At 37.0% G+C, this 26,915-nt stretch carries 26 protein-coding genes, 2 pseudogenes and 1 riboswitch; of the genes and pseudogenes, 5 read left to right on the top strand and 23 right to left on the bottom strand.

What is annotated here, in order from left to right; all coding sequences use genetic code 11:
• Positions 1-139 precede the first annotated feature (139 nt).
• The 4 genes from LT143_RS13500 to LT143_RS13485 form a co-directional block, all read right to left on the bottom strand.
• Positions 140-706, bottom strand: coding sequence for a peroxiredoxin family protein (locus LT143_RS13500; RefSeq protein ID WP_246943735.1), 567 nt, complete (start codon positions 704-706; stop codon positions 140-142).
• Between the two features lie 27 nt (positions 707-733).
• Positions 734-1,384, bottom strand: coding sequence for a hypothetical protein (locus LT143_RS13495; protein ID WP_246943734.1), 651 nt, complete (start codon positions 1,382-1,384; stop codon positions 734-736).
• A gap of 199 nt (positions 1,385-1,583) precedes the next feature.
• Positions 1,584-1,844: a metal-sensitive transcriptional regulator gene (locus LT143_RS13490; RefSeq protein ID WP_246943733.1), complete on the bottom strand. Its 261-nt coding sequence runs from the start codon at positions 1,842-1,844 to the stop codon at positions 1,584-1,586.
• A gap of 138 nt (positions 1,845-1,982) precedes the next feature.
• Positions 1,983-2,879: a YitT family protein gene (locus tag LT143_RS13485; RefSeq protein WP_246943732.1), complete on the bottom strand. Its 897-nt coding sequence runs from the start codon at positions 2,877-2,879 to the stop codon at positions 1,983-1,985.
• Between the two features lie 390 nt (positions 2,880-3,269).
• Between LT143_RS13485 and LT143_RS13480 the strand changes: the two genes are divergently transcribed.
• Positions 3,270-3,821 (top strand): CBO0543 family protein, encoded by a 552-nt coding sequence (locus LT143_RS13480; protein ID WP_246943731.1) that lies wholly within the window; start codon positions 3,270-3,272, stop codon positions 3,819-3,821.
• A 79-nt stretch (positions 3,822-3,900) separates the two neighbouring features.
• Here LT143_RS13480 and LT143_RS13475 read toward each other — a convergent pair.
• Positions 3,901-4,059: pseudogene (locus tag LT143_RS13475) on the bottom strand (cation transporter); the annotation flags it as partial.
• A 299-nt stretch (positions 4,060-4,358) separates the two neighbouring features.
• The gene (locus LT143_RS13470; RefSeq protein WP_246943730.1) at positions 4,359-5,330 is read right to left on the bottom strand and encodes a F510_1955 family glycosylhydrolase; all 972 of its coding nucleotides are present in this window, start codon (positions 5,328-5,330) and stop codon (positions 4,359-4,361) included.
• 261 nt (positions 5,331-5,591) lie between these two features.
• On the opposite strand from LT143_RS13470, the gene spoIIP reads away from it, so the two are divergent.
• The gene (gene spoIIP / locus LT143_RS13465; protein ID WP_246943729.1) at positions 5,592-6,602 is read left to right on the top strand and encodes a stage II sporulation protein P; all 1,011 of its coding nucleotides are present in this window, start codon (positions 5,592-5,594) and stop codon (positions 6,600-6,602) included.
• A 71-nt stretch (positions 6,603-6,673) separates the two neighbouring features.
• Here the strand turns inward: spoIIP and LT143_RS13460 are convergent, their stop codons facing one another.
• The 7 genes from LT143_RS13460 to LT143_RS13430 form a co-directional block, all read right to left on the bottom strand.
• Positions 6,674-7,303 (bottom strand): nitrite reductase, encoded by a 630-nt coding sequence (locus tag LT143_RS13460; protein ID WP_246943773.1) that lies wholly within the window; start codon positions 7,301-7,303, stop codon positions 6,674-6,676.
• 352 nt (positions 7,304-7,655) lie between these two features.
• Positions 7,656-8,036, bottom strand: a complete 381-nt coding sequence (locus tag LT143_RS13455; RefSeq protein WP_246943728.1) for a hypothetical protein — start codon at positions 8,034-8,036, stop codon at positions 7,656-7,658.
• A gap of 35 nt (positions 8,037-8,071) precedes the next feature.
• Positions 8,072-8,638: a TIGR03943 family putative permease subunit gene (locus LT143_RS13450; protein WP_246943727.1), complete on the bottom strand. Its 567-nt coding sequence runs from the start codon at positions 8,636-8,638 to the stop codon at positions 8,072-8,074.
• A gap of 207 nt (positions 8,639-8,845) precedes the next feature.
• The gene (locus LT143_RS13445) at positions 8,846-9,784 is read right to left on the bottom strand and encodes an NADP-dependent oxidoreductase (RefSeq protein ID WP_246943726.1); all 939 of its coding nucleotides are present in this window, start codon (positions 9,782-9,784) and stop codon (positions 8,846-8,848) included.
• A gap of 17 nt (positions 9,785-9,801) precedes the next feature.
• A complete protein-coding gene (locus LT143_RS13440; protein WP_246943725.1) occupies positions 9,802-10,959 on the bottom strand; it encodes an NADH:flavin oxidoreductase in 1,158 nt (385 codons plus the stop codon).
• A 157-nt stretch (positions 10,960-11,116) separates the two neighbouring features.
• On the bottom strand, positions 11,117-11,716 hold the full coding sequence (locus LT143_RS13435) for a TetR/AcrR family transcriptional regulator (protein ID WP_246943724.1): 600 nt from the start codon (positions 11,714-11,716) through the stop codon (positions 11,117-11,119).
• Between the two features lie 138 nt (positions 11,717-11,854).
• Positions 11,855-12,766, bottom strand: coding sequence for a plastocyanin/azurin family copper-binding protein (locus LT143_RS13430; protein WP_246943723.1), 912 nt, complete (start codon positions 12,764-12,766; stop codon positions 11,855-11,857).
• A 154-nt stretch (positions 12,767-12,920) separates the two neighbouring features.
• Between LT143_RS13430 and LT143_RS13425 the strand changes: the two genes are divergently transcribed.
• A complete protein-coding gene (locus tag LT143_RS13425; RefSeq protein WP_246943722.1) occupies positions 12,921-13,082 on the top strand; it encodes a hypothetical protein in 162 nt (53 codons plus the stop codon).
• 48 nt (positions 13,083-13,130) lie between these two features.
• On the opposite strand, the pseudogene LT143_RS13420 reads toward LT143_RS13425, so the two are convergent.
• The 3 genes and pseudogenes from LT143_RS13420 to LT143_RS13410 form a co-directional block, all read right to left on the bottom strand.
• A pseudogene (locus LT143_RS13420) lies at positions 13,131-13,863 on the bottom strand (urease accessory protein UreH domain-containing protein).
• Between the two features lie 173 nt (positions 13,864-14,036).
• Entirely contained in the window at positions 14,037-15,260 is a 1,224-nt protein-coding gene (locus LT143_RS13415) for a sensor histidine kinase (protein ID WP_246943721.1), read from the bottom strand.
• Between the two features lie 247 nt (positions 15,261-15,507).
• The gene (locus LT143_RS13410) at positions 15,508-17,733 is read right to left on the bottom strand and encodes an MMPL family transporter (RefSeq protein ID WP_246943720.1); all 2,226 of its coding nucleotides are present in this window, start codon (positions 17,731-17,733) and stop codon (positions 15,508-15,510) included.
• Positions 17,734-17,884: 151 nt separating this feature from the next.
• Between LT143_RS13410 and LT143_RS13405 the strand changes: the two genes are divergently transcribed.
• Positions 17,885-18,517, top strand: coding sequence for a TetR/AcrR family transcriptional regulator (locus LT143_RS13405; protein WP_246943719.1), 633 nt, complete (start codon positions 17,885-17,887; stop codon positions 18,515-18,517).
• A 250-nt stretch (positions 18,518-18,767) separates the two neighbouring features.
• On the opposite strand, the gene LT143_RS13400 is transcribed toward LT143_RS13405, so the two are convergent.
• From LT143_RS13400 to LT143_RS13390, 3 genes are all read right to left on the bottom strand, one after another.
• Positions 18,768-19,547 carry a Cof-type HAD-IIB family hydrolase gene (locus LT143_RS13400; protein WP_246943718.1) on the bottom strand — a complete coding sequence of 260 codons (780 nt, stop codon included), beginning with the start codon at positions 19,545-19,547 and terminating at the stop codon, positions 18,768-18,770.
• A gap of 86 nt (positions 19,548-19,633) precedes the next feature.
• Complete coding sequence (locus LT143_RS13395) at positions 19,634-20,287, bottom strand: YczE/YyaS/YitT family protein (protein WP_246943717.1); 654 nt, start codon at positions 20,285-20,287, stop codon at positions 19,634-19,636.
• 68 nt (positions 20,288-20,355) lie between these two features.
• Positions 20,356-20,449: riboswitch (guanidine-I (ykkC/yxkD leader) on the bottom strand.
• Between the two features lie 174 nt (positions 20,450-20,623).
• Positions 20,624-22,495 (bottom strand): copper resistance protein CopC, encoded by a 1,872-nt coding sequence (locus LT143_RS13390; RefSeq protein ID WP_246943716.1) that lies wholly within the window; start codon positions 22,493-22,495, stop codon positions 20,624-20,626.
• A gap of 236 nt (positions 22,496-22,731) precedes the next feature.
• Between LT143_RS13390 and LT143_RS13385 the strand changes: the two genes are divergently transcribed.
• Positions 22,732-23,223, top strand: coding sequence for a hypothetical protein (locus LT143_RS13385; protein ID WP_246943715.1), 492 nt, complete (start codon positions 22,732-22,734; stop codon positions 23,221-23,223).
• Between the two features lie 61 nt (positions 23,224-23,284).
• On the opposite strand, the gene LT143_RS13380 is transcribed toward LT143_RS13385, so the two are convergent.
• From LT143_RS13380 to LT143_RS13365, 4 genes are all read right to left on the bottom strand, one after another.
• On the bottom strand, positions 23,285-24,625 hold the full coding sequence (locus LT143_RS13380; RefSeq protein WP_246943714.1) for an NAD(P)-binding domain-containing protein: 1,341 nt from the start codon (positions 24,623-24,625) through the stop codon (positions 23,285-23,287).
• Positions 24,626-24,637: 12 nt separating this feature from the next.
• Positions 24,638-25,129, bottom strand: a complete 492-nt coding sequence (locus tag LT143_RS13375; RefSeq protein WP_246943713.1) for an arsinothricin resistance N-acetyltransferase ArsN1 family A — start codon at positions 25,127-25,129, stop codon at positions 24,638-24,640.
• A 17-nt stretch (positions 25,130-25,146) separates the two neighbouring features.
• Positions 25,147-25,599: a MarR family winged helix-turn-helix transcriptional regulator gene (locus LT143_RS13370; protein WP_246943772.1), complete on the bottom strand. Its 453-nt coding sequence runs from the start codon at positions 25,597-25,599 to the stop codon at positions 25,147-25,149.
• A 258-nt stretch (positions 25,600-25,857) separates the two neighbouring features.
• On the bottom strand, positions 25,858-26,370 hold the full coding sequence (locus LT143_RS13365) for a hypothetical protein (protein WP_246943712.1): 513 nt from the start codon (positions 26,368-26,370) through the stop codon (positions 25,858-25,860).
• Between the last annotated feature and the right edge of the window lie 545 nt (positions 26,371-26,915).

The raw sequence follows: 26,915 nt of genomic DNA, 5'->3' as shown, positions 1-26,915 counted from the left end.
TTAAATCATTCTTAGATTTCCATAGTAAACCATTATTTATTGTTTTACAATAAATAATTATTAATTAACATACTAAATTTATTTTTTCACATAAGAAAAGCAACCCTAACAAGGATTGCTTTACATATCTATATTTATTTCACTCTATACCATCTACTAACTCTTTCATCATTGCCTTATCCATTGGTCCTATAATTTTTTGGTGGATGATTCCATTTCGATCAATGATATAGCTAGTTGGAATTGTAATCGCTTGGTACGTTTTTCCCACTTCTCCTGATTGGTCAAGGCCTATTGGAAATGTTAACTTGTAATCTTGTGCAAACTCTTTTACAACTTCTGTATTCTTTTCGGCGGTGGTTAGATTTACAGCTAAAATTACGATATTATTACTTTTCTGCTCCTTGTAAAACTCCTCCATATGCGGCATTTCCGCTTTACATGGTGGACACCAGGTTGCCCATAAATTAAGAATGACCTTTTTCCCTCTAAAGTCAGATAACTTAATATCTGTTCCATCTAGAGCCTTCACCGTAAAATCAGGAGCCAAATTTCCTTGCATTAACCCTGTTTTCACTTTATTCTCATCGATAGAATCAGCTGTCACGACTAGATCTGCTTGTTCGTTTGCAGCGTAATGATTTTCGTAGATCCCCCAAACAAACAGGACCGCTAAACCCATTAAAACTGTAATCTTTTTTGGCATCCTTTTCACTCTCATCCCTTTCTTGGTTTAGTTAGTTTCTCCAAGATTTTCATTTTTTATAGGAAGACGTTCCCAAAAGATCAATAATACTAAAATGATGGCAACAAAAAACCATTGTTCAAAGGTGAAGATGAACACTCTCTCATCGTTAGGGTCTACTAGTGCAAGTAACAATGCCACCCTCAAAAAGGAATAATAAATGATGACCTTGATTACAATTTTAGATGTTTTTATGTACCATAGACCAAGTATAGATCCGAGTGCTACCAATATATGATATAGATGTTGGTCGTCTAAAAAGAGGACCATTAAGAGGTGATATCCACTCATAACGACCAAGCTAAAGAACAAGCCTGCCCTTAATACATTTGTCTCTCTAGATTTCCATAACACATAGACGATGGAAAAAATGATGGCTAGCAGTAAACCAGTCGAACCACCAGTGAAGTATAAGAGGGATAACGGACTATTTATTATTAACGTTGGTTCTATGATGAGTAAGCTAAGTTTCCAAACAACAAAGCCCCAAAATACGCTATTTGAAATAAGGTCAAATGATAGAGAATCACTACTTTTCTTTGTATAGTATTTTAAAAACAGTAGCCCTATAAAAACTGCTACCCCGAGTAAAAGCCATTTGAGTAAAATAGCAAGTGACCCTAATTGAATAATCTCCATTTGACACCTCTTAAATTATTTTTACCCCTAGCGGTATATTTAAACATATAATAAAGGGCGTCATCTACATGCAGATAAAGTCTATTGTTTCGCCGTTATCTTGTAGGTTTTCGCCCTTAAATTTATAAATTCGCCAATATCCTTTGAAAGTTGAGCGATAAATTTTCATGTTCGCCAATAAGGTCAGAAAATTATATTCTTACCTACTCTTTACTAATAAATCAACTGCCTCTTTAATAAATACATCAGCTTTTTGGCCTTTTTTCTCAGCTTCTAACACACACTCTACTAAATTGGCACTCACAATGACTCCGACTGTGCGGTCAACCGCTGAACGGACTGCGGATAGTTGGGTAATGACTTCTTTACAATCTTTTCCTTCCTCCATCATCTTCAAGATTCCTCTTAACTGTCCTTCCATGCGCTTTACACGATTCTTTACTTGGTCGTTATATTCCACGCTTTCGTCCTCCTTATATACTACTTTCCTTATAAATTTACTCATGATTAATTGTCTATTCTTATATATTATACCCCTAAAGGTATACAGTCAAGTCCGACAAATAATGCCACAGCAACTTAAGCTGTGGCATACATTCTAGTGAATATCTCTCTTTTTAAATCTACCGCCTCGGACTTCGTTTATATCAGCAACTGCTAGGAATGCTGATTCATCAAGTTCTTCAACTATAGATTTCAATTTTGCTTCCTCTAATCGAGTGACGATACAGAATATGACTTTCTTATCATCTCCGGTAAATCCACCTTCACCCTTAAGATACGTGACACCACGTCCCAATCTGGCAAGGATCGCATCCCCGATTTCTTGATATTTCTCACTAATAATCCAAGCTGATTTCGATTCGTCTAATCCATCTATGACAATATCAATTGTCTTAAAAGCGATGACATAAGCAAGAATGGAATACATGGCACGGTCCCATCCTAAAACAAATCCACCCCATCCAAAGATGAAAATATTAAAGAACATAATAATTTCACCAACGGAAAAAGGAAACTTTTTATTAATGAGGATGGCTAGAATTTCACTTCCGTCTAGAGCTCCACCATACCTAATGACAATTCCCACACCTGCACCTAATACAATTCCACCAAATACAGTTGCTAATAGCATGTCTTGTGTAAAAGCAGCGACATGATGAAGATAGTTTGTCGCTAGAGATAAGACCGTGATACCAAACAAAGTAGAGATGGCAAAGGTTTTCCCAATTTGTTTATATCCTATAAAGAAAAAAGGAATATTTAATAGGAAAATAAATAGACCAAGCTTGATTCCGGTTAAATTGTAAAGAATAATCGAAATCCCTACAATTCCGCCGTCCATAATATCATTGGGCACTAAAAAGACCTCAATTCCAAGGGCCATGAGCACTGCACCTATAAATAGAAAGAACGTACGATAGAGAACCTTCCTTTTGCTGAGCTTTTTATGTATAGTTTCTGCCTTAGCTTGTTGTAATGGATTATCAACCATATACACCCTCCTCCCGTTTGAAGCATATGCACTTTTTAAGTAAGTATATTATAACATTTAATCAAGTAAGACTGCTGAAGTTAGCCTCAATTAAAATTTTCTACAATAATTTTTAAGGATCTTTTCTAGTACTTTGTTGCTCAACTTTTTCTAAAAAACTACCCTTTTTCATCGTAAAACCTAAGTGATCATTGGTAGAAAAGAGCAACTCCCTCTATTTAAAGCACTGGACACTGTACTACCGAGTAAAAATCCGGCTTCCTGAGGTTTTTACGATAGTAACAATCTATACGGAAATAGCCATTCTTTCTCTAGATTTTCCAGCTTATAGGAATAGTTTATCGTGTTGAGTAAAAAAATAGAAGAAATACGATAGATGGGGAAAGTTTCATGCCAATTAACTACGATCGAGAAGTTCAACAAGTTTACGAACAAGTTGATAACGCCAATTCAAAGCTGTTTGCCCTTTGGTGTGAATATACCGTATTCACTTGGGAATGGTGGCTTCAACTACTATTGACCATCTTACCTTGGGTATTATGGTTAAAGTTGAGAAAAGTTGATAGTACTGATCGTTTATTATATTCTGGGCTCTTTGTTATTATCATTACTTGTTGGCTCGATTTTTTAGGAGTCACACTGGGGCTTTGGTATTATAAGCACAAACTAATTCCTTTACTTCCTTCTTACCTACCTTGGGACTTCTGTATATTCCCAGTTATTGTCATGCTCATGTTGCAGTATAAGCAAAATGTTCATCCCTTTATAAAAGCTCTTTTCTTTGGCGGATTTGCAGCATTTGTTGGAGAGCCATTATTTATATGGCTTGATCTGTATGAGCCAGTAAAGTGGGAAACCTATTATTCTTTTCCAATATACATTTTGATTTATTTGGTTGCTTACTGGATTAGTAAGCGTGATCAGTTTAATGCATTTCAGTAGGTCGCTGAATACATGAAAACGCATGGATGTATTTTTCCATGCGTTTCTGTATGTCCTATGTTAATAGCAGGCGAAGTGGTTACTTCTTCACATCATAACCGACATCTTCAATTTTATCGATCATGTCTTCTTTTGATGTTTTACTTTCATCGAAAGTTACCAATACTGTCCCCTGTTCTAGATTTACTTCAACCGTTTGTACACCATTCAATTCATGTAATCCCCGTTCCACGGAGGTTCTGCAATGGCCTCAGGTCATCCCTAAAACATTTAGTGTGATTTGATTCATTATAAGTCACCTCTTCATATATGTTGATTCTATTTTAACTATATATCTATACTTTTTCAAAGTTTGCACTTATTTACTAGAGGACAAACTGTGTTGTATTTCTAACCTATCCTACCTGAAGCTAAACTTACTTTTAACGATAAATGTGTTATTTTCCGTTTAGAAAAGAACCTAACAGAAATAGGTAAAACAGTCAGGAAATAAAGAAGGACTGTAAAATTTACAACTACAGTCTTTCCTTTCACTAGTTACTTAATAGTACCTGCTGACACAATCTTTTCCCAAGTACTCGTCCCATCTTGCGTAATAAATACATCCCCGTTAAATGAATAAAATACGACTTCCTTTTCATTTTGAGGATTTTGGGCAAGATACATGACAGCATCCTGCTCCATTTGAGGTAGATTCACTTTCTCCTGACTACTATTTGATAATAGGTACTTCATTAATATAGGCTCTTTTCCATAAGCACCGTACCACAATGCATCAGTAGAAAAAAAGACAGAAGTACCTTGTAAGTTAGAGGTTAGTAAAGTAAAACTCTCTCCGCGATCCTCTGATAAAAATATACCTTCTTCACTAGCAACTGCTACAATTTTGCTATTTGCTGGATGAACAGCGATACTAAATATTTTTTCACCAAGATTCGTAGCAGCTAGTTTGTCCCAATTTTCACCGTCATCTTCCGTAACATATAAGCCGACATCCATTTTAGAATTCTTTTGTTCATTTAGAACATAAACCGTATGATTTTCAAATCCTACTCCCATAGCATGGAAATCACTCTCTCCTTGAAAACCTAGAAATTCTAAAGTCTTTCCATTATCATAACTACGACTAAGTCCTAGTGGATTTTCAAGATCCACACCTTTACCCGGGTGACCACTTGTATAAAAACCTTTATCTACAGCATTAAAGCCCATATAATCATTATTAAATTCAGTTGCACTGTACCAACTTCCATCTTCATATACTTTTAATCCATCATGTGAGGCAAAGAAAATGGCTTGTTGATTACCCGCATATCCTAATCCATGAATATGCTCTAAGTTTCCTGAAAAAGGCGCGAAAAACTCGTCTGCAGCGATTGCTGAATGAGTACTTTGATGATTAGAATTCGTGCTATCCTTTTCTACGGATTTCTCTTGTTCTGGTGCCTGGTTTCCGCATGCTGATAATACGAAAGAAATGATAGCAATCAATATATATCTTTTCTTCATTATATTGGTCCTCTCTATGATTAAGATTTTTAAGTTAACGAAGCTTTTTTAATAGTACCATATCCATTAATGATGCAGAAACTGTGGAAGTATAATTAAATAACTCTCTGTTAAACTTTGTTTAGAATTAAAACCAAATCTGGTTGTCATCATCCTCTCCTTCATCATTAATCTATCAGTTAATAGGGTAGAGTACTTCTTAAAAATCTTACAATTAACCCGATATATATAATAAACATTGATAGAGGTAATCTGGATAAAATGAATAAAGCAAATACCACCAAGACATTACAAAGATTACTTTTCGCAAGTATTCTATTATTTTTAGCCTTAGCAATCTATATTGGCTATATAACAGATTGGTATGTCCATTTCTTTAATGAAAAAGAAAACGAGTCAACAAAACATCATGCAATTTCATTACCTGAAAGTGAACAATCAACCACCCTAGTCAATCAACATCTTCCTAAACAATCTAATAAAGGAATAGAATCCGCATCCATAGAGGTAACACCTACATTAGATGCGCTAATAAAGGATAAGAATCTTACAGTTGACAAAGATGGTGTAGAATCAATCAAACAGTCTATAAAATCACCCGTTATTGATGAAAGTAAGTTTCATAGTACTTTCGGCAGAAAAGTAGTTCTTATTTACTTCTCGCATAACCGGGAATCTTTTCTACCTTACTTTCCTAAAGGTACTACTCCTAATGAAGCCTATCATTCAAAAGTAAATATTTCTCTCGTAGGAGAACGACTTCAGCAATCTTTGAAACGACAAGGAATATGGAGTCAAGTCGATGAACAGGATATATTCAACTTGTTAACTGAACGAAACTTACATTTTAAACATTCATATGTCATGTCAAGAGAGATTGTCTTAAATGAAAGAAAGGTGAATAAACATGTAGATTTATACTTTGATCTACACAGAGATTCACTTCCATGGGAGTATACAACGACGACTATTAATAATAACAATTTTGCAAAGCTATTATTTGTGGTTGGAAGTGGACACGAAAATTATCAAGAGAATCTCACTTTTGCGAATTCCCTTCATACGTTAGTAAATAAGGATTTTCCAGGACTATCAAAAGGGGTAATCGTGAAGGACTCTACACAAGGTAATGGGGTTTACAACCAAGATCTTTCTCCGAACAGTGTCATCATTGAAATAGGCGGAGTAGAAAACTCATTTGAGGAGCTCTTCCGTACAGCAGATGTTCTTGGTTATATTATCGGCAACTATTATTGGGATAATTTTCATTAATGTAAAAAAGGAGGTAGAATGATGATATTCTACCTCCTTTTCTCACTTCCTAGTTCAAGTTATCTTTAAAACTAGCTAACAATCTGATTATAAATCTCCTCAAACCCATAGCGCTCCACGAACTTAGCAAATGGCTCTCTCTTTTTCCCATGAGATTGATAGATTTCAATTAGCTGATCGACCGTTTCATAGAGTTGCTCTGGTGTTAATTGTTCTAGGAATAAAGTACCAACTTTGGCATTTGTTCCTTTGGCTCTACCTCCTATATAAAGGTCATATCCGTCTTTTACCTTCATGACACCAATATCATTCACTAGAGGTTCTCCACATCCGACTGGGCATCCAGTATAAGCTGGTTTAAGTGTAAATGGTACAGACCTTCCGGCAAGCCGTTCATTCAATTCAAGAGCAACAGGCATCCCTTCCTCTTCCGCTCCCTTACAGAAGTTACAGGTCCGGAGACTCTTCACATAATTTCCAACTGGATAACAAGATAGTCCTACTTCCTTAAATCTTTGCTTAGCTGTCTCGAGTTGTGTCTCTGGAACTTCTATATAAAGTTGTTGAAATGTCGTCAACTCAATCTCTTGTCCATCATCCATATATTCTGCTAGAGTGACTAGCTGTTTAGCATTAAGTTTTGCACCAAACGAAATTCCACCATTCACAGCTAATTTTACTTTCGTTTCTGGTTGTTCCATCATTATGATCTCTCCTTATATCCTAAACGTCAGTATAGATTGTAATGATATTTATGAAGCTTTATAATAGGCTGTTTTTGAATAGATTGTTGATTCGTAAAAATCTCAAAAACCAGATTTTTACTTGGTAAAAATCTCAAAAACCAGATTTTTACTTGGTAAAAATCTCAAAAACCAGATTTTTACTTGGTAAAAATCTCAAAAACCAGATTTTTACTTGGTAGTACAATTTCCAGTGCTTTAAACAGAGGTAGTTGTTCTTTTCTAACTATTGGAACTCAGATTTACAATATAAAAAGGGGAGGTTATTAGGAATTTTAGATTAAAAACAACAAAGTTTTAGAAAAGATCCTTATAAAAGCCTAGAAATGATCCCCATTATAACAAGGAAAGTTAAAATTCCACCAAAGAATATAGAAAATAGGAGTCGAAACTCCTTTCTTTCAAGCTGTTTATATTCTCTAAAAGAGATCTCCCCCACCGCAAATCTCAATCCATTTGAATTGGGCTTTACCTCATATCTGTTTCCATGATCTTCTACTATCACTCCGGTAACGAGTCCATGATTACTTCCCTTTGGAGTTTGAACAATCACATCAACAAATTTATAGATCGTCTTCTCTCTTATCTTTTCACTGGCTTCAAATGCGACGTTTTGAAGTATGTTTTCATTAGGCGCACACACTCTTTCCACCGCCTTTTTTACTTCTAGTCTATGAGTATGAAAATCCAACTGTTCTCTTCTGTCATTATACCCTATTATTTAGCCTATTGAGGAGAGTCAATCTCCCTTATCTCTAACACGTCAAGAAAAGGCACCTTACTATTTATATAATTTGTCGTAGATAAGACTCCTCTTACCTCTACCCACTGATGATCTGAAAGCTTACTAGCTTCAGGTGTTGACGTCAAAAGACCATAAATCCCCCCGTCTTCACCCTGCTGTCCTATTACAAATTGTTGGTTCGTAAAGTCGGGCTCCCTATATATGAAACCCTTAAACTTTACGACTTTGCCGACGTATTGATCAGGGCTTTGATCTAGTACCATCATACAACCGAAGTAGGTTGGATTGGATAGAATCATTTCATCTGTCTCCTCTAATTCCTTTTCACATCGGTGCATTTGTTCTTCGTAACCAATTCCTTCCTCATGGACATGCTCCTCAATATGTTCGTCCTGTGCTTCTTCTAACCTTTCCATGTACTGTTCTGGGTTGCTTAAATATTCTTGAGCTTTATCTGTACTTTCTTCTCCTGTTCGATTAAAACATCCACTCATTCCTGCTACTATGAAAGATAGGCATACTATAAGAAATGAATTATATCTTCCCATCATAAAACCCCTTATTTCTAATGGCTCTTTCAAATTATATGATAAAGTATAGTTTTTTCATTGTGTCTAAGGTCAACTTCATTCATTTTGGCTATCATATTAAACGTAACACAGACAATACCCGATGAGCAAAAAGCCGGAAATCTATTTACGACGTCAATTTAGCAAAAAAGATCAAACCACTTTTGTGATTTGATCTTCTAGTTTTTATTTCTTTATGCGAATGATGATTTTCCCACGTGCATGATGAGTTTCACTCAGACTATGGGCATCTTTTAGAGATTGTTCAGTAAAATCAAATGTACTATCAATTACTGGCTTCACTTTACCTTCTACATAAAGCTCAGCTAATTGCTGTAACTGCTTGCCATTTGGCTCTAACCAAACAAATCCAGCTTGCACATTAAAGCTTGCTGCTTCTTCTTCAGAAGGTGGTTGAACAATCGAGACAAGTTTTCCATTTTCCTTTAACACTTTATAACTTTTAGATTGAATGTCTCCACCCATTGAATCTAACACAAGATCGAATCCGTTTAATACCTCGCTAAAATCATTCTCATTATAATTGATTACTTCATCCGCACCAAGGGATGTTAAGAATTCTATGTTCTTCTCACTAGCAGTAGTTGCCACATAAGCACCTATGCTTTTCGCGATTTGAATCGCAAATATTCCAACACCGCCTGCTCCAGCATGAATTAACACCTTGTCGCCTTTTTGAATGTTTCCAAAGTCAACAAGACATTGCCATGCCGTTAACCCTGCTAGGGGAAAAGCTGCTGCTTCCTCAAAGCTCATTTCATCTGGCATTTTGGCGAGTAAATGAGCATCTACAGATAGATATTCTGCATATGTTCCTCGATTGGTTGTTGCTGGACGGGTAAACACTCGGTCTCCAACCTTGAAATCTGTTACATTACTTCCCGCTTCCACAATAACACCTGCTGCATCCCATCCTAAAATGATGGGGAATTCAAAAGGAAGCATTTCTTTTAAATAACCAGCTCGAACTTTCCAGTCGATTGGATTGATAGAAGTTGCATGTACTTCCACTAGAACTTGGTCATCTGTGATATGGGGTGTATCAATATCCCTCTCTACCAGTACATCTTTATCTCCATATTCCTCAATAACAATTGCTTTCATTTTTTAATACCTCCTCGTTAGTTACAATTTCCGTCAGGACCGCATACCATACCTTCACCAAGCCATTCAATTTTAGGCTTTACTTCGAACTCCTTTAAAGAAGCTTGAGGTAATAGAATTTTTTGGAAATCAAATTCCTCTAGCTGCTTACCCTCTTTCACTTTATTAGCCCAATCTTGATTGGCTAATGCAGCCTTCCCTACTGTTACGAAATCTGCTTTTCCATCATTAAGCAGTGCCTCAGCTATATTAGGTTCACCTAATGATCCATTTGCAATCACAACTGTATCCGTATATTTTTTTACTAGTTCAATAAGGGACGGACCCGATTCACCAAACGCAGGTGCAGCCGCATTTGGCTCTGCAATATGAATAAAATCAACGCCAGCATCTTCCAACTTGGTAAAAATGATTTCAGCGTCAGACTCTCCACCCTTCCATTTATGATTAGGGTCGTTTACCTTTGCCTGTGAAATACGAATTCCTACTGGATAGTCGACACCAACTGCTTCTCGAATAGCTTTTACTACTTCTATGGATAGTCTCAGTCGCTTCTCAATAGCTCCTCCATACTCGTCTTGACGTTCATTGGTATAGTCTGTTAAAAATTGATCAAGAACATAACCGTTTGCTCCATGTATTTCAACGCCATCAAAACCTGCTTCTTTTGCATTTTTTGCAGCTTTTACAAAGCCTTGTATGACATTTTGTATGTCAGTCTCCGTCATCACTTTCGGTAGAGCGAACTCTCCACTCCCGCCATAGAAACCTAGTTGTTCTCCCTGTGGTTTAACAGCGGACGGCCCAGCCGTTTCGGTTGTATAGCGATTTCCTTGTGATAATGCGCCTGCATGCATAAGTTGCATAAAGATTTTAGCATCTTGTTGTTTAACAGAACTCGTTACTTGTTTCCAAGCATCAATTTGTGCTTCATTTATAATCCCAGGTTGATTAAAATAGCCTTGGCTATACTGATCATCCGTATAAGTACCCTCCGTTATAATGAGGCCAAAACCTCCTTTGGCAAAATTGGTGTAATACCGGGCCATATCCTCCGTTGCTAATCCTTCCGGAGTTGCACTTGTACGTGTCATCGGAGCTAATCCAATTCGATTAGTTAATGGAATGGCTTTTATATTCGTGGCTGAAAATAAAGTCGAAAATTCTAAAGTCATACTATTTACCTCCATACAATTGTCTTTTTTACGTTGAATACCTTACCCAAATTTTCTCATATCTCAAAACTGTACCAACTGGTAGGTACAGTGAATTTTAACAAAAAAGGAAAAGTGGAGTCAATGTAAATGCATTGTTATTCTCCATTTTCCTCTATTACTTTCTATCAACATATTCACCTGTTATTCCATATTCAAGCTGCATGGTTTCAATGATGTCTTGAAAAACTTCTACATCTTGTTTATTTTTCATTAGTAGTATCCCACCCTCAATTGTCGCAATCATGGTGCGGGCTTTTTTCAGTGCGTTTGTATCAGAGTTCATTTCACCATTTTTTTTCATCTCATCAAAAATCTGTTGTATCTTTTCTTCCCACTGTTCAAAGAATTTTGCTAACTTTTCTCTAAACAATGGTTCATGCTCACTTAATTCAATCGCTAGATTACCAATTGGACAACCACGTTTCCCATCATTCTCTAGTTGTAAGTGTAGTATTTTATCAAGCATTTTCTTTAGCTTCACTTTAGGTGGAAGAGGTTGATCAAGAATGTTGTCAAATAGCTCTTCTGTCATTTCAACTATTAAATAATCAATGACCGCTTCTCCTAAATCCCGCTTCGATTTAAAATAATGGTAGAATTGTCCCTTCCCAATACCAGTCTCAGCTAAAATTTCACCGAGCTTGGTGTTCTCGTAACCTTTAGAGTGAAAAAGATTGGAAACTGTACATATAATGTCATTTACTTTTGAAGCCATTTGCCCAACACCTCCTCATTTCATCCTTTTTGAATTTTATCATTAGCTCCAAAAAAACGAAAGAAAACTTATATCACGTTTAAGTTTTTTCAATAAAATAAGCAGCCAATTTTGTATAAATTGGCTGCTTATTAGGATTTAACTAACTTTTATGATTCCCTTCATTCCCGCTTCTTCATGACCGGGTAAGGTGCATGTAAATGTAAAGGTTCCCTTCTCTAACATCGTAAATTCAATCTCTTCCGTTTGGTTTGGCTGAGCATGGAGATGAATGAGATCACTGGCATGATGATCATGGAGATTGGAACTGGAATAGACCCTTACGTTCTTTGCTTGAATCTCAAGATCATGCTCAATCTCACCTGTATTATGTAAAATGACCTTTACTTTTTCACCTTGAGCTATCTCAAGCACTTCTGATGAATAATGAAACTCATCTGCATCTAGTTCTATCGTTTTTACTTTCGACTGCTCTTCCTGATTTCCATTATGCTTATGATGATGGGATTGAGATGTTGGTTCTTTCCAAACGGGGCCCGATAAGATCGATGTGAAAATCATTCCACTTACTATTAATAAGATGAAAATAGGTTTCTTAGGAAGTTCCACTAACCAGCTGTTGGTTTCTATTTTAGGAATTAGAATTGTACTTAGTAGGCATAACACCATGATGCAAAGAACAAAAAGGCTTCTCGTGGCCACTTCATGATAGTTGGGGTCAATCATCTCTCCCAACATAGCCCCCATCATACCTCCCATTAAACCGGACAGAATGCCATCCAGAAGCCCCATCACCCCCACTACTACCCCAGTTAGTCCTCCTATTACAATACCTGCACTTGCCCCAAGTAATGTTGATAGAAATAAATCACCTTTATAGAGAATCCCACCAATCAATCCGATTGTGAGTCCAATCATCATACCAGAAGACATGGCTACCATCATTCCTACCATTAACGGTAGAGTTCGCCTTGCGGTCATTGTTAAAAACAAAATATAGAAACACAAAATTCCTATGCTACTGACTAGAAAAATTAGACTAGTACTCATAACTTCCCCTCCATTATTACTGTATGAGGACAAGATGAGTTTTAGAATTTTCCTTTGCTTACTAACAAGCTACTTAGTTTCTTATCTATTAATTGGGAATAAACTCTATTTATGAGTAAAGACTATAACTGAATTAACTAAGGAGGTGTTCATTTTGCAAAACATGAACAAAAATGACTTACAAGCTTGCATCGAGGAATGTGAGAGTGCGCTTTCCCATCTACAAAAGGCAATGGGGAAAATGACAAACGAAAAATTACAACATGCAGCTAGAGATTTAGAGGATTGTATCTCTGAATGCCGAAGCATGCTATAAAGTATGTTCCCTCCCTGTAATGGAGAGGGATTTTTTATTGCAGATAGATTACCAATAGGTGATCGTATCAAGTACTCCAAGTATAATCATGATCCAACCGGCAATTCTTTGTACATAGTATCCTATTTGTCTGCCTTGCTTTTGCATCACTTTTCCACCTAAGTTGAAGTACCAAATAAACAGTAAGGCAAGCAATAACGGTAACGTTGTCCCTATGGCAAATATACTTGGTAATAACACGCCATAAGAAGTCGAAACAACCATCGGCATGAGTGTCACAAAAAATAACACGAACATCGTTGGGCAAAATCCTAAAGAGAAGCTAACACCCATTAGGAATGCACCGAGATTCCCTTTCTTGAACAATCGTTCAGGCATTTTCACGTTGGTGAGGGTCCATCTCATTGTAAACAAACCAATCATAAATAATCCAATTAGCAGAATAAGTGGACCTATTGCTTTTCTCACCCACGGAAAATACACGGTGATCGATTGCTGGAATTCACTCCCAAAGCTCCAAACCAATATCCCCAATGAAGAAAATACCACTATTTTCCCTAACGTAAAGAAGAAGGCTTCCCTCCACGGTATGTATTCTTGCATGGAACGGTTGCCATACAAAGTGATCGCTCCAAGATTTCCTGTAAAATTGACAAGGAGCCAAAGCCCCAACCAAACCAAGTACAAATGCAGCAATTAAAGGGATACTTTCAACGCTGTAAAAGACATTGAAAAAAGGTTTACTGAGAAAATAACTAATTTTGCTAAGTAAATCATACATTTATGCTCCCTCTCTTCAATCCAAAGTAAGGAAGCTAAAGCTTCCTCATCTGGAAATCTTGTGTCTGGAGTGACATGAAACTTATTTCTACGTTAAACAGATACCATTCCTTAAATGAAAACGCTGTTGAATAAAGAGTCAACAGCGTTTTCTAATGTTTGTCATTACGTTATTCAGCAATTACCCTCTTTAGCCGCAGGAAAACGAATCGTAACGGTTGTGCCCTTCCCCTTCTCACTATCAATGTCAATCGCACCTTTATACTTTGCCACTATATTAAAACAAATCATCATGCCTAGCCCAGTTCCCCTGCTTTTTAACGAGTAAAAGGGAGTGCCAAGTGAATCTATTTCTTCTTTTGTCATTCCTTCTCCAGTATCAATTACATGAATATAAATGAACCCATTTTTACTTTCTGCGGTAATTTCAACAGAATCACCTAATTTTGAGGCTTCCATCGCATTTTTAATAATATTAATAAGAAGTTGCTTCAGTTCAATTGTGCTTGCATCAATATAACATTCTTCACCCATGTTAAGAATAATGTTATGGTCATGTAGGTGACCATAAGAGTTAAGTAAATCCGTCACACTTTGTAGGACAAGTTTAACATTGACAAGTTCAGTTTCCGTTTCTTTTTCAGGCTTTGCAATAGATAAGAATTGAGAGATCACCTTTTCGGCTGTATCTAATTCATTAATCATTAATGAAAAATGTCGCTTATTATCCTCGTTATAGGAAGGGTCTCTCTCATATAATTGTAAAAATCCTTTTACGACCGTTAATGGATTTCTAATCTCATGTGCCACTGCTGCTGCCAATTGGCCAGTCGTTTTTAGCCGTTCTGAATGTTTAATTTGTTCATAATATAATTCCTGTTTCTTTAGTCGACGATATGTTAAGTAGAATATATAAAAGAGAATCACTTGGCTACCTATAAAGTTTATGACATTTCCAACCATGTCTTTTGCTATATAAGGAAAAACCTCTTCTTGATCGACTAAAATAATATAGCTAAAAATACTAAAAACTAATAAGGCGTTTAAGAATAAAGAAAAATAAAAAAGCCTTTTGTCAAAAAACAAGATAGACATAGCTGGAATTAAGCATAAGAAAATAAAATTAGACCACGTGTATGGGTATAGTAAGAAGATGGTATAGAAATAAGTCGTTGCGACAATCATCATGACGATTCTCAGTAACTGTGACTTATAGATGGGATATAGGATTAAGCAAAGTGTAAAACAGACAACTAAAACTCCATGAACGATAATTCCTAGATTAAATTGGTGACTTCGTGAATTACCAACAAACAGCCCAATGAACATAATGATGATACCCACTACTACTGTGCTGTAATATAATTTTAGATTAATGTTACTATGTTTGATGATCATACTAATCCCTTTCACTGACTATCCAAGCCACATTATATAAATTATTGATTAGATAGTAACATAAAGTGTGAGACGACGCTTCAAAAATTTTACTTTTTTGTATACATTACTCTTACTATTTACTTTATCTCTATTTTTATGTTTACCTTTCATGTTTGAACTAGCAGCTATCGATCAAGATCAACTATACTCTTACCATGCAAAAAGAGTTGCCATTAATAACAACTCTTTTTCCTACTTTTATTCCTTATCCTTCTTGTGTCTCCCCATCTTCCTGTTTCCAAAGCTTTCCTGGCCAGAAAGAATACTTACCAAGAACGGTAGTAATAGCTGGGACTAACAGTGGTCTTACAATAAATGTATCCAACAGAACACCCACTGCGGTTATGGTACCGAATTGAACGAGTACTTGTAATGGTAAAACAGCTAATACAGCAAATGTTCCAGCTAAGATGAGTCCAGCGGATGTGATAACACTGCTCGTTTCTTCTACACCTTCTGCGATAGCTTTTTTCAATGGCATTTTCTTTCGATTTTTCCAAATGCTTGAGATCATAAATATATTGTAATCTCCACCTAGTGCGACTAAAAACACAAAGGCATAAAGCGGAATCAAACCTTGCATAGCCACAGATCCCATTCCATAGTGGATAATAAGCCAACCTAAACCTAGTGCTGAGAAGAATGACAGAACAACTGTCACTAGCAAGTAAATCATGGCTGGAATCGATCTCAAATAAACAACAAGTAAAACGGCAATGATGGCTAGTACTACAGGGATAATTAGATTTTGGTCGTTACTAGTAATTTCTTCTGTGTCATATAACGTTGCAGTTTCTCCACCTAACCATACTTTTTCGTCTGGCGTATCTACACCAACCTCTTTAAGCACATTCGCAACAGCTTCCTTTATTTCAGGAATTTTTGAAATGGCCTCTGAGGCATATGGATCAATAGATAGTATCACGCTATATTGTTCTATCGTTGCATCTTCTGCACCAATAGAAGGCTCACTGACGGTTTCAACATAAGGTAGTGCTTCAAGCTCTTCTTTAACCGAAACTTCTTCACCGTCCGTATCTAAAAATAATTGGATCGGAGCTACTTCTCCAACTGGATAATGTTTAGCAATTAACGCATGCCCTTCTCTTGATGGCATATCTTCTGGGAACGATTCAAACACACCATACGTGTATTCAATCTTAGGTACTAAAGCGGCAAGGCCTCCTAAGAAGACGACAGTCACGATAATAATATGCCATGGCTTCTCTGTTACTAATCGGCCCGCTAATTGACTAAAGCGACTTCTATTCTTCAACCTACGAACAGGTTTCCCACGTTTTTGTTCCAATTCTTTTATCATGCTATCTGTTCTTGGAATAAACGGGAAAAAGGCAACTCGACCAAGTAAAGCGAGAATAGCAGGTAGCAATGTTAAAACAGCAATCCCCATGATGATAATGGCCACACTAAAAGGGACAGCAAATCGATCATAAGAACCATAATCTGCAAGCGCTAGTGTAAATAAGCCCAATGCTGTCGTAAGCGCACTCATCAGGATCGCTCCGCCTGAATCCGCAATTGCTGTACGAAGTGCTTTATATTTATTCGCTTCTTGCTGTAGTTCATCACGATATCTAGATACTAGGAATAAGCAATAGTCCGTTCCCGCACCAAATAAAAGAACAGTCATGATTGAAACGGCTTGAGCGTCAACTACAATCCAGCCTTTATCTGCCATAAAACCTAATAATGGACTAATCACCCCATAGGCAAAGCCTACTCCCACTAAAGGGACGAGCGCTAAAATCACAGAACGGTATAAAATAATCAATAATACTAAAACGAGTAGAACAGTCGCAAGAAGTAAGGTTACGTCAGCCTGACTAAATAACTCAGTCGCATCGGTTTGAATTCCAACTGGACCAGTAAAGCGAACATGTAATCCTTTATCCTCAAGCTCTTTACTAAAAGGATCTTCTTTCGTTAGAGTCGTAATTTTTTCTTCTAATGCCGTTAACGCTTCTTCAAGGTCTTCAAGGGAAGCAGACTCTTCAAAGAATATTGGCGTCGTAAGTGCCACGCCATCGCCTGATGCTACTTGCATCAGAGCCTGTGTTGGCAATGCTCCAAATTCCGGAACCATTGACTGCTTTGTGAGTGGTACTTCTTTAAGATCACGATATAATGACTGAACATGTTGGTAATCTAGTTCGGATAAACCATCTTCACGGTACCAGACTAATAATAATGGAACTCCGGTTTCATTCGGAAACTGCTCTTCCGCAATTCTTGTAGCTTCTACTGACATAGCGGAATCCGGTAATAGGTTGTTATCATTCGTTTCTTCATCATTCACTTGCGGCCATACAGAAGATAATAATCCAACAATTAGAACCCAGATGACTAACGTAAACCATCTACTTCTTCTTCCGCCAACAGCTTTCCCCATCTTTTCAAGAAAAGTATTCATTTGTTTTTCTCCTTCTCACAATTACTTGTTTAATATTTGTATAATAAATGTATATGATCACACTCACATTATATATACTCGTGAGTTAATTATCAATCATAATATGTATGTGCTATACTCAAATAGAACTAAAGCTAAGGAGAGAACTAGCTTGAAAGCGAAAAAGAAACGTCCGCTTGGTAGACCACCTTTGCGTGAAAAAAAGAAGCCAACAAATGTCATCATCCTTCAGGCAGCAACCGAGTTGTTTTTAACAAATGGGTTTCAAGATGTCTCAATAGATGATGTTGCCAGTAAATGTAATGTGACGAAAGCAACGGTCTATTATTACTTTGAAAGTAAAGCTGCATTATTTACCGAAGCAATGGTTCAGATGATGCTCTTTATTTGCGACCATATGGAAGCAATGTTATCGGTAAACGAACCTTTGAAAAACCGACTTTATAACGTAGCTGAGGCTCATTTACAGGCGACATTTAATATCGATTTAGAGGGGTTTGTTCGCGAAACAAAAAACTCCTTAAACAAAAAACAACTTCAACAGATGCAAGATTCTGAAGAAAAGATGTTTAACTTACTAGAACAAGCTTTCATAGATGCAATCAAGGCGAATGAAATACCCGAGGTAAATACAAAATTCGCCGTACATAGTTATATGGCTATATTAAAGGTTGGAAATTATCGTAATTCAGATAAGACTTCCCTCTTCCCGACCGTTGAAGAAACAGCAGAGAACATAATTAATTTTTTCTGGAATGGACTTTTTCAAAAACAGGATGAGTAGAATAAGACATCAGAAATGATGTCTTTTTTTTGTTTATTATAGGCATTTGAAAAGGAAAATTCGGTATTTTTGGTTATATGGAAAAATTACCAAACCCTTCTATATCTATCATTAGAAAATCTAATATTGAATCGGTAGAAAAACCAAACACTAAGGTGCATTGATTCAGAAGAATGCCATAATTATTAAGAAGGATTTGTTGAAGAACTACAAAAAGCACCACATTACTGCGGTGCTTTCATCATTTCATTTATATTAAACCTACCATTTTAAGACCATGTAAGATTCCATCCTCTTCTACTGAATGGGTCACAAATTTCGCGACTGCCTTTACAGATTCCTCTGCATTTCCCATAGCGACACTATTTTTTACAGTGGAGAGCATTTCGATATCATTTAGTCCATCGCCAAATGCGTATTGGTTTTCTTCAGAGATGCCCAGTTTTCGAACAATTTTCTCTATCCCTTTTGCTTTTGATCCGCCTTTTGGAAGTATATCAACAGAGACCGGATGCCATCTGACAAAATCAAAGTCTGGATAGGCTTGCTCATATTGGGTCTCTTCCCCTTCAGGACAAAAGAGCAGCGATTGATATAACTCACGTCCTTTGTAGTAGTGAGGATCGTGTGAAGGAAAACGATTGATTTTTAACGTCTCGATGCTTTCCGTAATATAGGAGTGTTCTGGCACATTTGCTTTCATGTCCTCATGGTCCATAAAGACAACAGGATGATTATGTTCAAGGGCAGCTTCCGTCAACTTCTCAAGCGAGGGAATATGTAATGGGTTCGTGTATAACACTTCTCCTTCTAACACAACGTATTGCCCGTTATAACTGATATATGTATGAATACCTAATTCCTCACGTAAATCCTCATACATAAACGGAGCTCTTCCTGTAGCAATAGCTACGATATGACCAGCTTCTTTTAATTTAAAAATTGCTTCTTTTGTAGAACGCGGCAGTTCTTTATCATGGTTCAGTAATGTTCCATCAATATCAAAAAATATTACACTCTGATTAGTCAATGTTGATCCTTCTTTCTCTATTTAATTACATTAGAGTGTAACATATGACATGGAAGAGTGTGAAACACGATACACTACAAAACACGTTAATTTACAGTATTAGCCATCGATTTCTTCTCTTCCATTACACTCACAATCCCTTTGAAAAATTGCAAACTCTTTTGAAAAACTGGGCTCTGGATAAAGGTATAAATAAAGGTCATGATAAAAATAGGACCACCTAGTAAAAATCCAATAATCAAAACGATACTTTCCACCATGATCCTGGCCTTTGCTACAGATAAACCGGTTCGATCTGAGATCGCCAGCATAAATCCATCTCTTGGGCCTGCACCTAGCCCGGCAGCTACATAAAGCCCCCCACCAATTCCAGTGATCATGATTCCGCTTAACAAAATGAAATAATCCATCCATGTATGAGTGGCCTTCGGGAGTATGTCTAACCATAAGAAGAAATCCATAATGGGTCCAATTAATAAGGCATTGCAAAAGGTACCTATATGAATATAACTCCGACTAAAAAAGTAAACGACCGTCACTAATAAAATCCCGATGATGACGTTCCATGTGCCGATTGTAAAGCCAATTCTTTCATAAAGAGCAACGTTCATCACCTCCCACGGATGCAAACCAACGTGCAGCACTTTTACCGCTATGGCATTTCCTAAGGCAAACAAGGTTAAGCCCGAAAGTAAAAAGAAGTAACGATACAGCGGTGCTTTCTTATAATGTAGCTCCATACTGACAACTCTCCTAACTATTTCTAAGTAATCGAATATAGAAAAGCCCGGAAGCGATCAACCGATCCATCTCCCAGGCTTTTTTCCCTCCGTGTACACATATGACTGTGCGTTTTCTCTCGGACCAGTCCAGATCTCTGCGGAACCCTAGAAAACTTTATGTATGAAATTAACGACTAACTATTTCTATTATTTTATTATTCTATCATACACCAAATTCTGGTATTTTTTTATTCTTATCATTTCTTCATTTATATGTATTTTTTCGGTGTATAGACCTTTCTATTTTATCAAGAAAAAGGACGGCAATTTCTTTGCCATCCCCTAAATACCTCGCTATTCTTCCATCATTTCACCTGGTACGATTAATCGATATTGATAGTCGTATTGATCATCATTCGTGTGTGCTTTAATTGTTACATCTGTTCTTCCTGGTGTATGAATTAAGTTGCCTGAGATTTTAAAAGTCGTATCATCAATTTTAAATGCTTTATAACTCACGTTGAAATCTGGTGGCATGTGAAAATCAATATCCACTTCTTCCACATTTGGATCTTCAAAGGTAAGAGTTAGTTCATTTAAGCCTTCCTGTAGTGGACTTATATCGAGCTTAACAGGAATAGCAGCTGTATCTATTTCTACTTCATATATCGCTTGTTCTGCTGCACTCGGTGACGAAATGACAACAACGGAAACAAAGAACAGTAAGAGAAGAATGTAAATGACTTCATAACGAAGTCTTCTCTTCAGAAGTTTTGTTCCCTTCTCAACCATTCTAGCAATCGCCCTTCGTTGTATAAAACCGATAGCAAAAATGATTAACGTAACCACCGTTTTATAGAGAATACTTCGTCCCCAATCACTAATCCATAAACTTGAGAGAGTAAAGGAAGGTACATAAATAAGCGTCATCCATATTCCAGTCAGAATAATGAACGGAAGACTGATGGCTGCCCACTTTGAAAAAGTTGGACCAGCTTGGTGAATCCATTCTTTAAAATCTTTGTTCATCGGTATCAATAAAGCAAGAATTCCCCCCATCCACACAGAGGCGCTGAATACATGAACGATACTTAACAACATCGGTAACATCCCACCGTATTTAGGATACGTAGCATGCCCAATGTAAAAAGGAATTAACAAAAGCCCGATTCCAAACAGATAGATCCTAAACCTCTTCATCAATAAACCCGCTACAACAAGTATGCATTGTAGTAAGGGAATCCAAATAAATTTTATTCGGATCAATTCATTCAAAGTAACATCTGTTAACTGTGAGCTTTGAGAGATCATGAGTAAGATCACACCCAGAATAAATAGACTACTAAGTACGAAGCTAGTGATTCTCCATCGTTTGTCATGATAGCCCACTATCTTTTGTGTTAACAAGGTCCCTCCGAATAAGGACATGAGTGATAGAAAAATAAAAAAGTAGGCGACTTGTTTGAGACCTATTTCTCTAAAAAAAGATTGATTACCATATTCACTTAGTAGATCCTTTGTTATGGGCGTATATTCTTCTATCGCAAAGTAAAACACATCTACTTTCTCAGATAGAAAATTAGTTGTATGTAATGGCTTAGCATACCACGTTACTTGGTGCGTACCACGTTCTAACTCTCCTTCAATCGGAATGATTAGATGACTTGGATCCAAAGGATCTGGATACGGCTGACCAAGAGGGATATCTTCCTTCATTGAATTAAAAAGGCCAATCGCAGTAATTTCTACTGGTTGATTAAACCAGAGGTCAATGGTGGTCGGTGGTTCCTGAATAATCTTACCATCTAGTGGCGCTTGGTTTAGTAAGATAAGAGGTAGATCTTTTGGTGTATCTGCTTCCACATGGAATTGAAAGCTTTCATTTACAACATCACCATCTAGTGCCACAACATTTATATCCACCATATATAGTCCATTCTCAAGTGTTTCTCCAAGTTCTGCCGTAATCGTTTTTTGATCTGTAGACAGCCGGACTTCTGTTAAGGCAACATATTCATTATTCGTTCGACGTACTTGAATAGATTTCGAATGAGAGACGATTGGTTCTTGAAAGGTAACTTCTATTTTCGTAGGACTTTCCTCTAACGTTTCATAGTTTGGAGGATCGGTTTTAAGTAAAGCTGAATGGGCTAACGCCAGTTGGTTTGAAAATAGGAAGACAATAAAAACGGTTAATATAAATAGTATCGTAGATTTTAACTTCAACGCTCACACTTCTTTCTTTGCTCACGGTTCTTTTCTGAACACATGTTGTTGTTCATCTAGAGAGAACAGCCTGTCTCTAACCATCATCTTATAAAAATATCATCTTTTCTAGATGCGAACAATTTTTATACCTGGTTTAGACTCTAGAAAGTATTCAATGAAATTTGTGTGTAATCCTCTATATTTTTCCTATTTTAGGGGATATTATTTTTATCGTTTGAATAAGGGAGGACTATATGAAGTTTCCAAAATATTTAAAACCTGTGTTAGTTATGATGATGATTCTCCCCTGGTTTAGTGTTCCTTTGATAGGGAGGGAGGCCTTCAAGCGTTTCTTACCTGCAAGTTTATTTATAGCTGTCATTGTAAGGATTGTAAACTTTATCGCGCAAAAGAGGAGATGGTGGTGGTGGTATGAAACCCTCCATCCTAGAATATCAGGGATCACTCCTTTTATGCTGGGACCTTTTTTAGTCGGTTCCTTGTGGATTTTAAAATGGACGTACGGAAATTTCACCAGATATATGCTCTTAAATTTAGGTGTAGACGGGGCCTTTACTTATGGGTTGGTGTATTACTTACAAAAGGCGGGGATTGCATCATTAGTAAGACTGAAGAAAATCAACCTACTACTCTTATTTACTCTTGAAGCTTTACTATTATATGGGTTTCAATTCTTCAAGGAAAGATTTTTTCAAGATGACCGCTATAGGAGAAATAGTAACTGATGAAAAAACGCTTGGTTGTTAATAAACCAAGCATTTTTTCATGTGTGGACTCTATTCAGCGCTAGCTACCACAGCACGTTTTTGTATGTTTGATCTCTACCTTCATCTCCGCTACCCCTGTTCCACAGCATGAATTTGTTGTGGAATTGGGGGTAATTCCGGTACTACATACTCCTGTTTCAGGAAGGTTTAGATGAACTTCTTTCGCACCTTCTAAGTCTCCTGTTAGATAAGCAACCACAGAACGGACTTGCTCATAACCAGTTGCTAGTAAAAATGTCGGAGCTCTTCCATAGCTTTTCATCCCAACGATATAAAAATCCTTCTCGGGCTGTCTTAACTCTGCCTCTCCATGTGGTCGTACCGTTCCGCAGCTATGAAGATTGGGATCAATTAGTGGTGCAAGTTCTTTTACACTTTCGACGGCCTCATCTAATTGAATGCGAACTTCCCCTAAGAAGGATGTGTCTGGTCTAAATCCAGTACTGACGATCAGTTCATCAATGTTTGATATTACTTTTTCTTCTTGGCCTAAATGTCCGATTATCTGGATTTGTTCACCAACCGGTTTTAACTGTTGAACGTAATACGGAGTAATGACCTCTACTGTTCCTGACTCGACTAATTTTTCAATTCGAATACCTAACTCACCACGAGCTGGTAATTGATCATTTTCTTGACCACCATATACAGAAGCGACATGCGTCTTACGTAAAACCCAATAAATGGTCGTATTCGGGTAGTTGTCCTTCAAACTCGCGATATCAAGCAACGCATTAATGGCGGAATGACCACTACCAATAATCATGACTTTCTTATTTGCATAACGCTCTTTCATATCCGGTATATTAGGTATCCCATAATAGATTTTGTCCTGAAGCTCTTGTTCTGCTTTTGTCCACAAGCCATTTGACAAGGCCGGGTTGGGCTGTGTCCAAGTGCCTGAAGCATCAATAACAACTTTCGCTTCAACGACTCTCGTTTCATGTTCGACTTCAACATAAAGTTGAAATGGAGCAGTCTCTCGCTTTGTATTTTTTAATTTATCAATACTCTTTCTTGTGACGCCGACAACCTTTGAATTTAATAGAAGACTTTCTTTTATTTCTGTTAGCTCACTGAGTGGCAGTAAGTATTGAGTGACGAGATCATTTCCGGTAGGGATCTCCGGTCCATTTGGAGATTGCCATCCTGATTTCTCTAACAATTCCCTTGCCGCCTGATCGATATTGTATTGCCAAGGTGAAAACATTCGAACATGCCCCCACTCTAGTACACTTGCACCTACTTGATTCCCCGATTCTAGTATGATGAACTTTTCACCTTTCCTTATCAAATGAGCAGCCGCCGCAAGTCCGACTGGTCCCCCACCTATAATGGCTATCGGTAATTGTGAATTCATCTCCATTCCTCCTTATGATCGTAATAACTTCTCCATCGCCATGACATCAACGTATTGACCATCTAGTATTCCTTGGTTTTTAAATACCCCTACCTCACGAAAGCCTTTCTTACGATATAGCCCTTGACCTAGTTCATTAAATGGAAAGGTAAACAAGACAATTTTATGAAAGTGATGGTTAATTGCTATTTTTTCAATCTCATCTAATAAGAGGGTTCCAACTCCCTTCCCTCTTGCCTGTCTTGATATATACACAGATAAGTCAGCTACTCCCTTATAGGCGTCCCGCGCATTATAGGGATTCAAGGATGCAAAGCCTACTATTTCTTCATCTAGCTCAGCGACGATAATCTTGTAACGATCCTGGTGTTGGTGAAACCAATTTAGCATGTAGCTATCATCTTTTAGAGCTGTTTCAAGTGTTGCAATTCGGTCTTCAATTCCTTGGTTGTAAATGCTTTGTATAGAAGAAAGGTCCTCTATAGTTGCTTCTCGTATCTTCATCCTAAGCTCCTCCTGGATTAACACTTCTCATCCGTACAATCAGACTGTTCTCGAAACGTCACATTTTCCATGACATTGGCTAAAAGTTTAATGGAACGCTCAACATTCTCTCTTTCGAATTCCGTCATCTGCATGAAGATGTCTTGGATGAACCTATTTACCTGTTGGTCTATGCCGTTTGCTACTTTCACTCCTGTTTCCGTTAATTGCAAGTGAGTAATCCGTTTGTCCTCAGAGTTAGAAACTTTTTGAACAAGTTCCATATTCACCAGTTTTTGAATTTGCCTACTGAACGTGGTAATATCCACACCCAATATTTCTGCCAGTTGCTGGATAGTCGGGTTTTCTCTTTTGTTAATTTCATAAAGGATGTGACTTTGAATAGTGGATACGTCGATCCCGTCAACTGAACAACAGGTTTTACTAAGGATGCCGAAACGTCTAATAATGGTTTGGAAGGATTCTCTCATCTTCATTCTCCTCTCCTTCTAAGAGTGCTACGTAATTTGATGGACTAATTTTATCACGCACCAAGACTTAACTTGTTATATGCAAGTATATTAGGGTAGTAAAACTGATAATTCACTCTAATTAGTTCAGTATTTATTACCTTTTATATCCAAACTATAACATATTATTTGCAAAATGCAAATAAATAAAATCAAAAAAAATTGATTTATTTAATGTACTATATTTATCGCCAGAAACCATCATTAATTACCCCTGCCTTACTTTTTTGTCCCCACCTGATTGCTTCGGATAAACTTGAGGTTTCCAAGTATTAGTAAATACAAGAATGGATAGATAACCGCAGAATACCATAGTTTCCAATTATCATGAGAAAAAAAAGAGGTGTATTCAACAGAAAACCATTCCCAAACAGTTGCGTATAGAGACCATACGAGGATATATATCCACTTTTTCCATTGAGAAGATGTAAATGGATAAAGGTTCAAGAATACTAAGTTTGTAAGGACATATAAGGGAATTACTGTAATTGGTGTCCAAATATCTCCACCCTGATCAAAATACTCATAAAATTGAAAAGTCATTCCAAGAACATAGTCGGTTATAATGGAAAGGTATAAGGCAAATAGGCTTGTTAAGTACATCTCCAGCTTCGTCAGTTTTATGTTTATCTTTAGAAGAATTACACCATAAATAAGAATTGTTATAAATGGGAACCAAGCTCCTATATGAGAACTATTTAATTCTATTGCATTTGTTACCGCCTCTGACATATGTCTACTCCTTGAATTTCACTTTTTATTTGTATGCATCAATACTCTTTTGTATGGTTCCATGTGTTTAATCCATCGTTATCAACCAGCTTACTGACCCATTTAAAAGGTACAGCCAGCGTACATATTCCTAGCACGAGCACAGAAGAAGTCAAAGCGACGGGGACGTATTTCCGAAAGGTCTTTCGGGGCAATGAACCAAATGAAAACCATGGTAATACTAGTATCATGCAAGAGACCGAGATTTAAACCAAGACTTACTTTGAAATCTACACAACACACCTTATCCCATATATATGGGTATAAAAAAAAGAGACAATCGTCTCTCTTAGCTAAAGGCTCTTTCTTTTCGTATAGATTTGTTGCTTTCGTAAAAATCCCAAAAGCCGGATTTTTACTCGGTAGTACAGTGATCAGTGCTTTAAATAGAGACAATTGCTCTTTTTTAACAACTATTACTTCGGTTTAATAGTATTAGAAGGGAAATTGATTTGAAAATTGGTTTGAAAAGCAACAAAATTTTAAAAAAGAGCCTAGCTAAAATA

Source organism: Bacillus pinisoli, assembly GCF_023036475.1.
Taxonomy (GTDB): Bacteria; Bacillota; Bacilli; order Bacillales; family SA4; genus Bacillus_BS; species Bacillus_BS pinisoli.
This window is presented reverse-complemented; position numbering and strand designations above follow the sequence as displayed.

What these genes read in the sequence shown, in the direction of transcription:
- LT143_RS13500 (WP_246943735.1), bottom strand. Translation starts at nt 706, where the DNA reads ATGCCAAAAAAGATTACAGTTTTAATGGGTTTAGCGGTCCTGTTTGTT.
- LT143_RS13495 (WP_246943734.1), bottom strand. Translation starts at nt 1,384, where the DNA reads ATGGAGATTATTCAATTAGGGTCACTTGCTATTTTACTCAAATGGCTT.
- LT143_RS13485 (WP_246943732.1), bottom strand. Translation starts at nt 2,879, where the DNA reads ATGGTTGATAATCCATTACAACAAGCTAAGGCAGAAACTATACATAAA.
- LT143_RS13480 (WP_246943731.1), top strand. Translation starts at nt 3,270, where the DNA reads ATGCCAATTAACTACGATCGAGAAGTTCAACAAGTTTACGAACAAGTT.
- LT143_RS13470 (WP_246943730.1), bottom strand. Translation starts at nt 5,330, where the DNA reads ATGAAGAAAAGATATATATTGATTGCTATCATTTCTTTCGTATTATCA.
- spoIIP (WP_246943729.1), top strand. Translation starts at nt 5,592, where the DNA reads ATGAATAAAGCAAATACCACCAAGACATTACAAAGATTACTTTTCGCA.
- LT143_RS13460 (WP_246943773.1), bottom strand. Translation starts at nt 7,303, where the DNA reads ATGGAACAACCAGAAACGAAAGTAAAATTAGCTGTGAATGGTGGAATT.
- LT143_RS13450 (WP_246943727.1), bottom strand. Translation starts at nt 8,638, where the DNA reads ATGGGAAGATATAATTCATTTCTTATAGTATGCCTATCTTTCATAGTA.
- LT143_RS13445 (WP_246943726.1), bottom strand. Translation starts at nt 9,784, where the DNA reads ATGAAAGCAATTGTTATTGAGGAATATGGAGATAAAGATGTACTGGTA.
- LT143_RS13440 (WP_246943725.1), bottom strand. Translation starts at nt 10,959, where the DNA reads ATGACTTTAGAATTTTCGACTTTATTTTCAGCCACGAATATAAAAGCC.
- LT143_RS13435 (WP_246943724.1), bottom strand. Translation starts at nt 11,716, where the DNA reads ATGGCTTCAAAAGTAAATGACATTATATGTACAGTTTCCAATCTTTTT.
- LT143_RS13430 (WP_246943723.1), bottom strand. Translation starts at nt 12,766, where the DNA reads ATGAGTACTAGTCTAATTTTTCTAGTCAGTAGCATAGGAATTTTGTGT.
- LT143_RS13415 (WP_246943721.1), bottom strand. Translation starts at nt 15,260, where the DNA reads ATGATCATCAAACATAGTAACATTAATCTAAAATTATATTACAGCACA.
- LT143_RS13410 (WP_246943720.1), bottom strand. Translation starts at nt 17,733, where the DNA reads ATGAATACTTTTCTTGAAAAGATGGGGAAAGCTGTTGGCGGAAGAAGA.
- LT143_RS13395 (WP_246943717.1), bottom strand. Translation starts at nt 20,287, where the DNA reads ATGGAGCTACATTATAAGAAAGCACCGCTGTATCGTTACTTCTTTTTA.
- LT143_RS13385 (WP_246943715.1), top strand. Translation starts at nt 22,732, where the DNA reads ATGAAGTTTCCAAAATATTTAAAACCTGTGTTAGTTATGATGATGATT.
- LT143_RS13380 (WP_246943714.1), bottom strand. Translation starts at nt 24,625, where the DNA reads ATGAATTCACAATTACCGATAGCCATTATAGGTGGGGGACCAGTCGGA.
- LT143_RS13375 (WP_246943713.1), bottom strand. Translation starts at nt 25,129, where the DNA reads ATGAAGATACGAGAAGCAACTATAGAGGACCTTTCTTCTATACAAAGC.
- LT143_RS13370 (WP_246943772.1), bottom strand. Translation starts at nt 25,599, where the DNA reads ATGAGAGAATCCTTCCAAACCATTATTAGACGTTTCGGCATCCTTAGT.
- LT143_RS13365 (WP_246943712.1), bottom strand. Translation starts at nt 26,370, where the DNA reads ATGTCAGAGGCGGTAACAAATGCAATAGAATTAAATAGTTCTCATATA.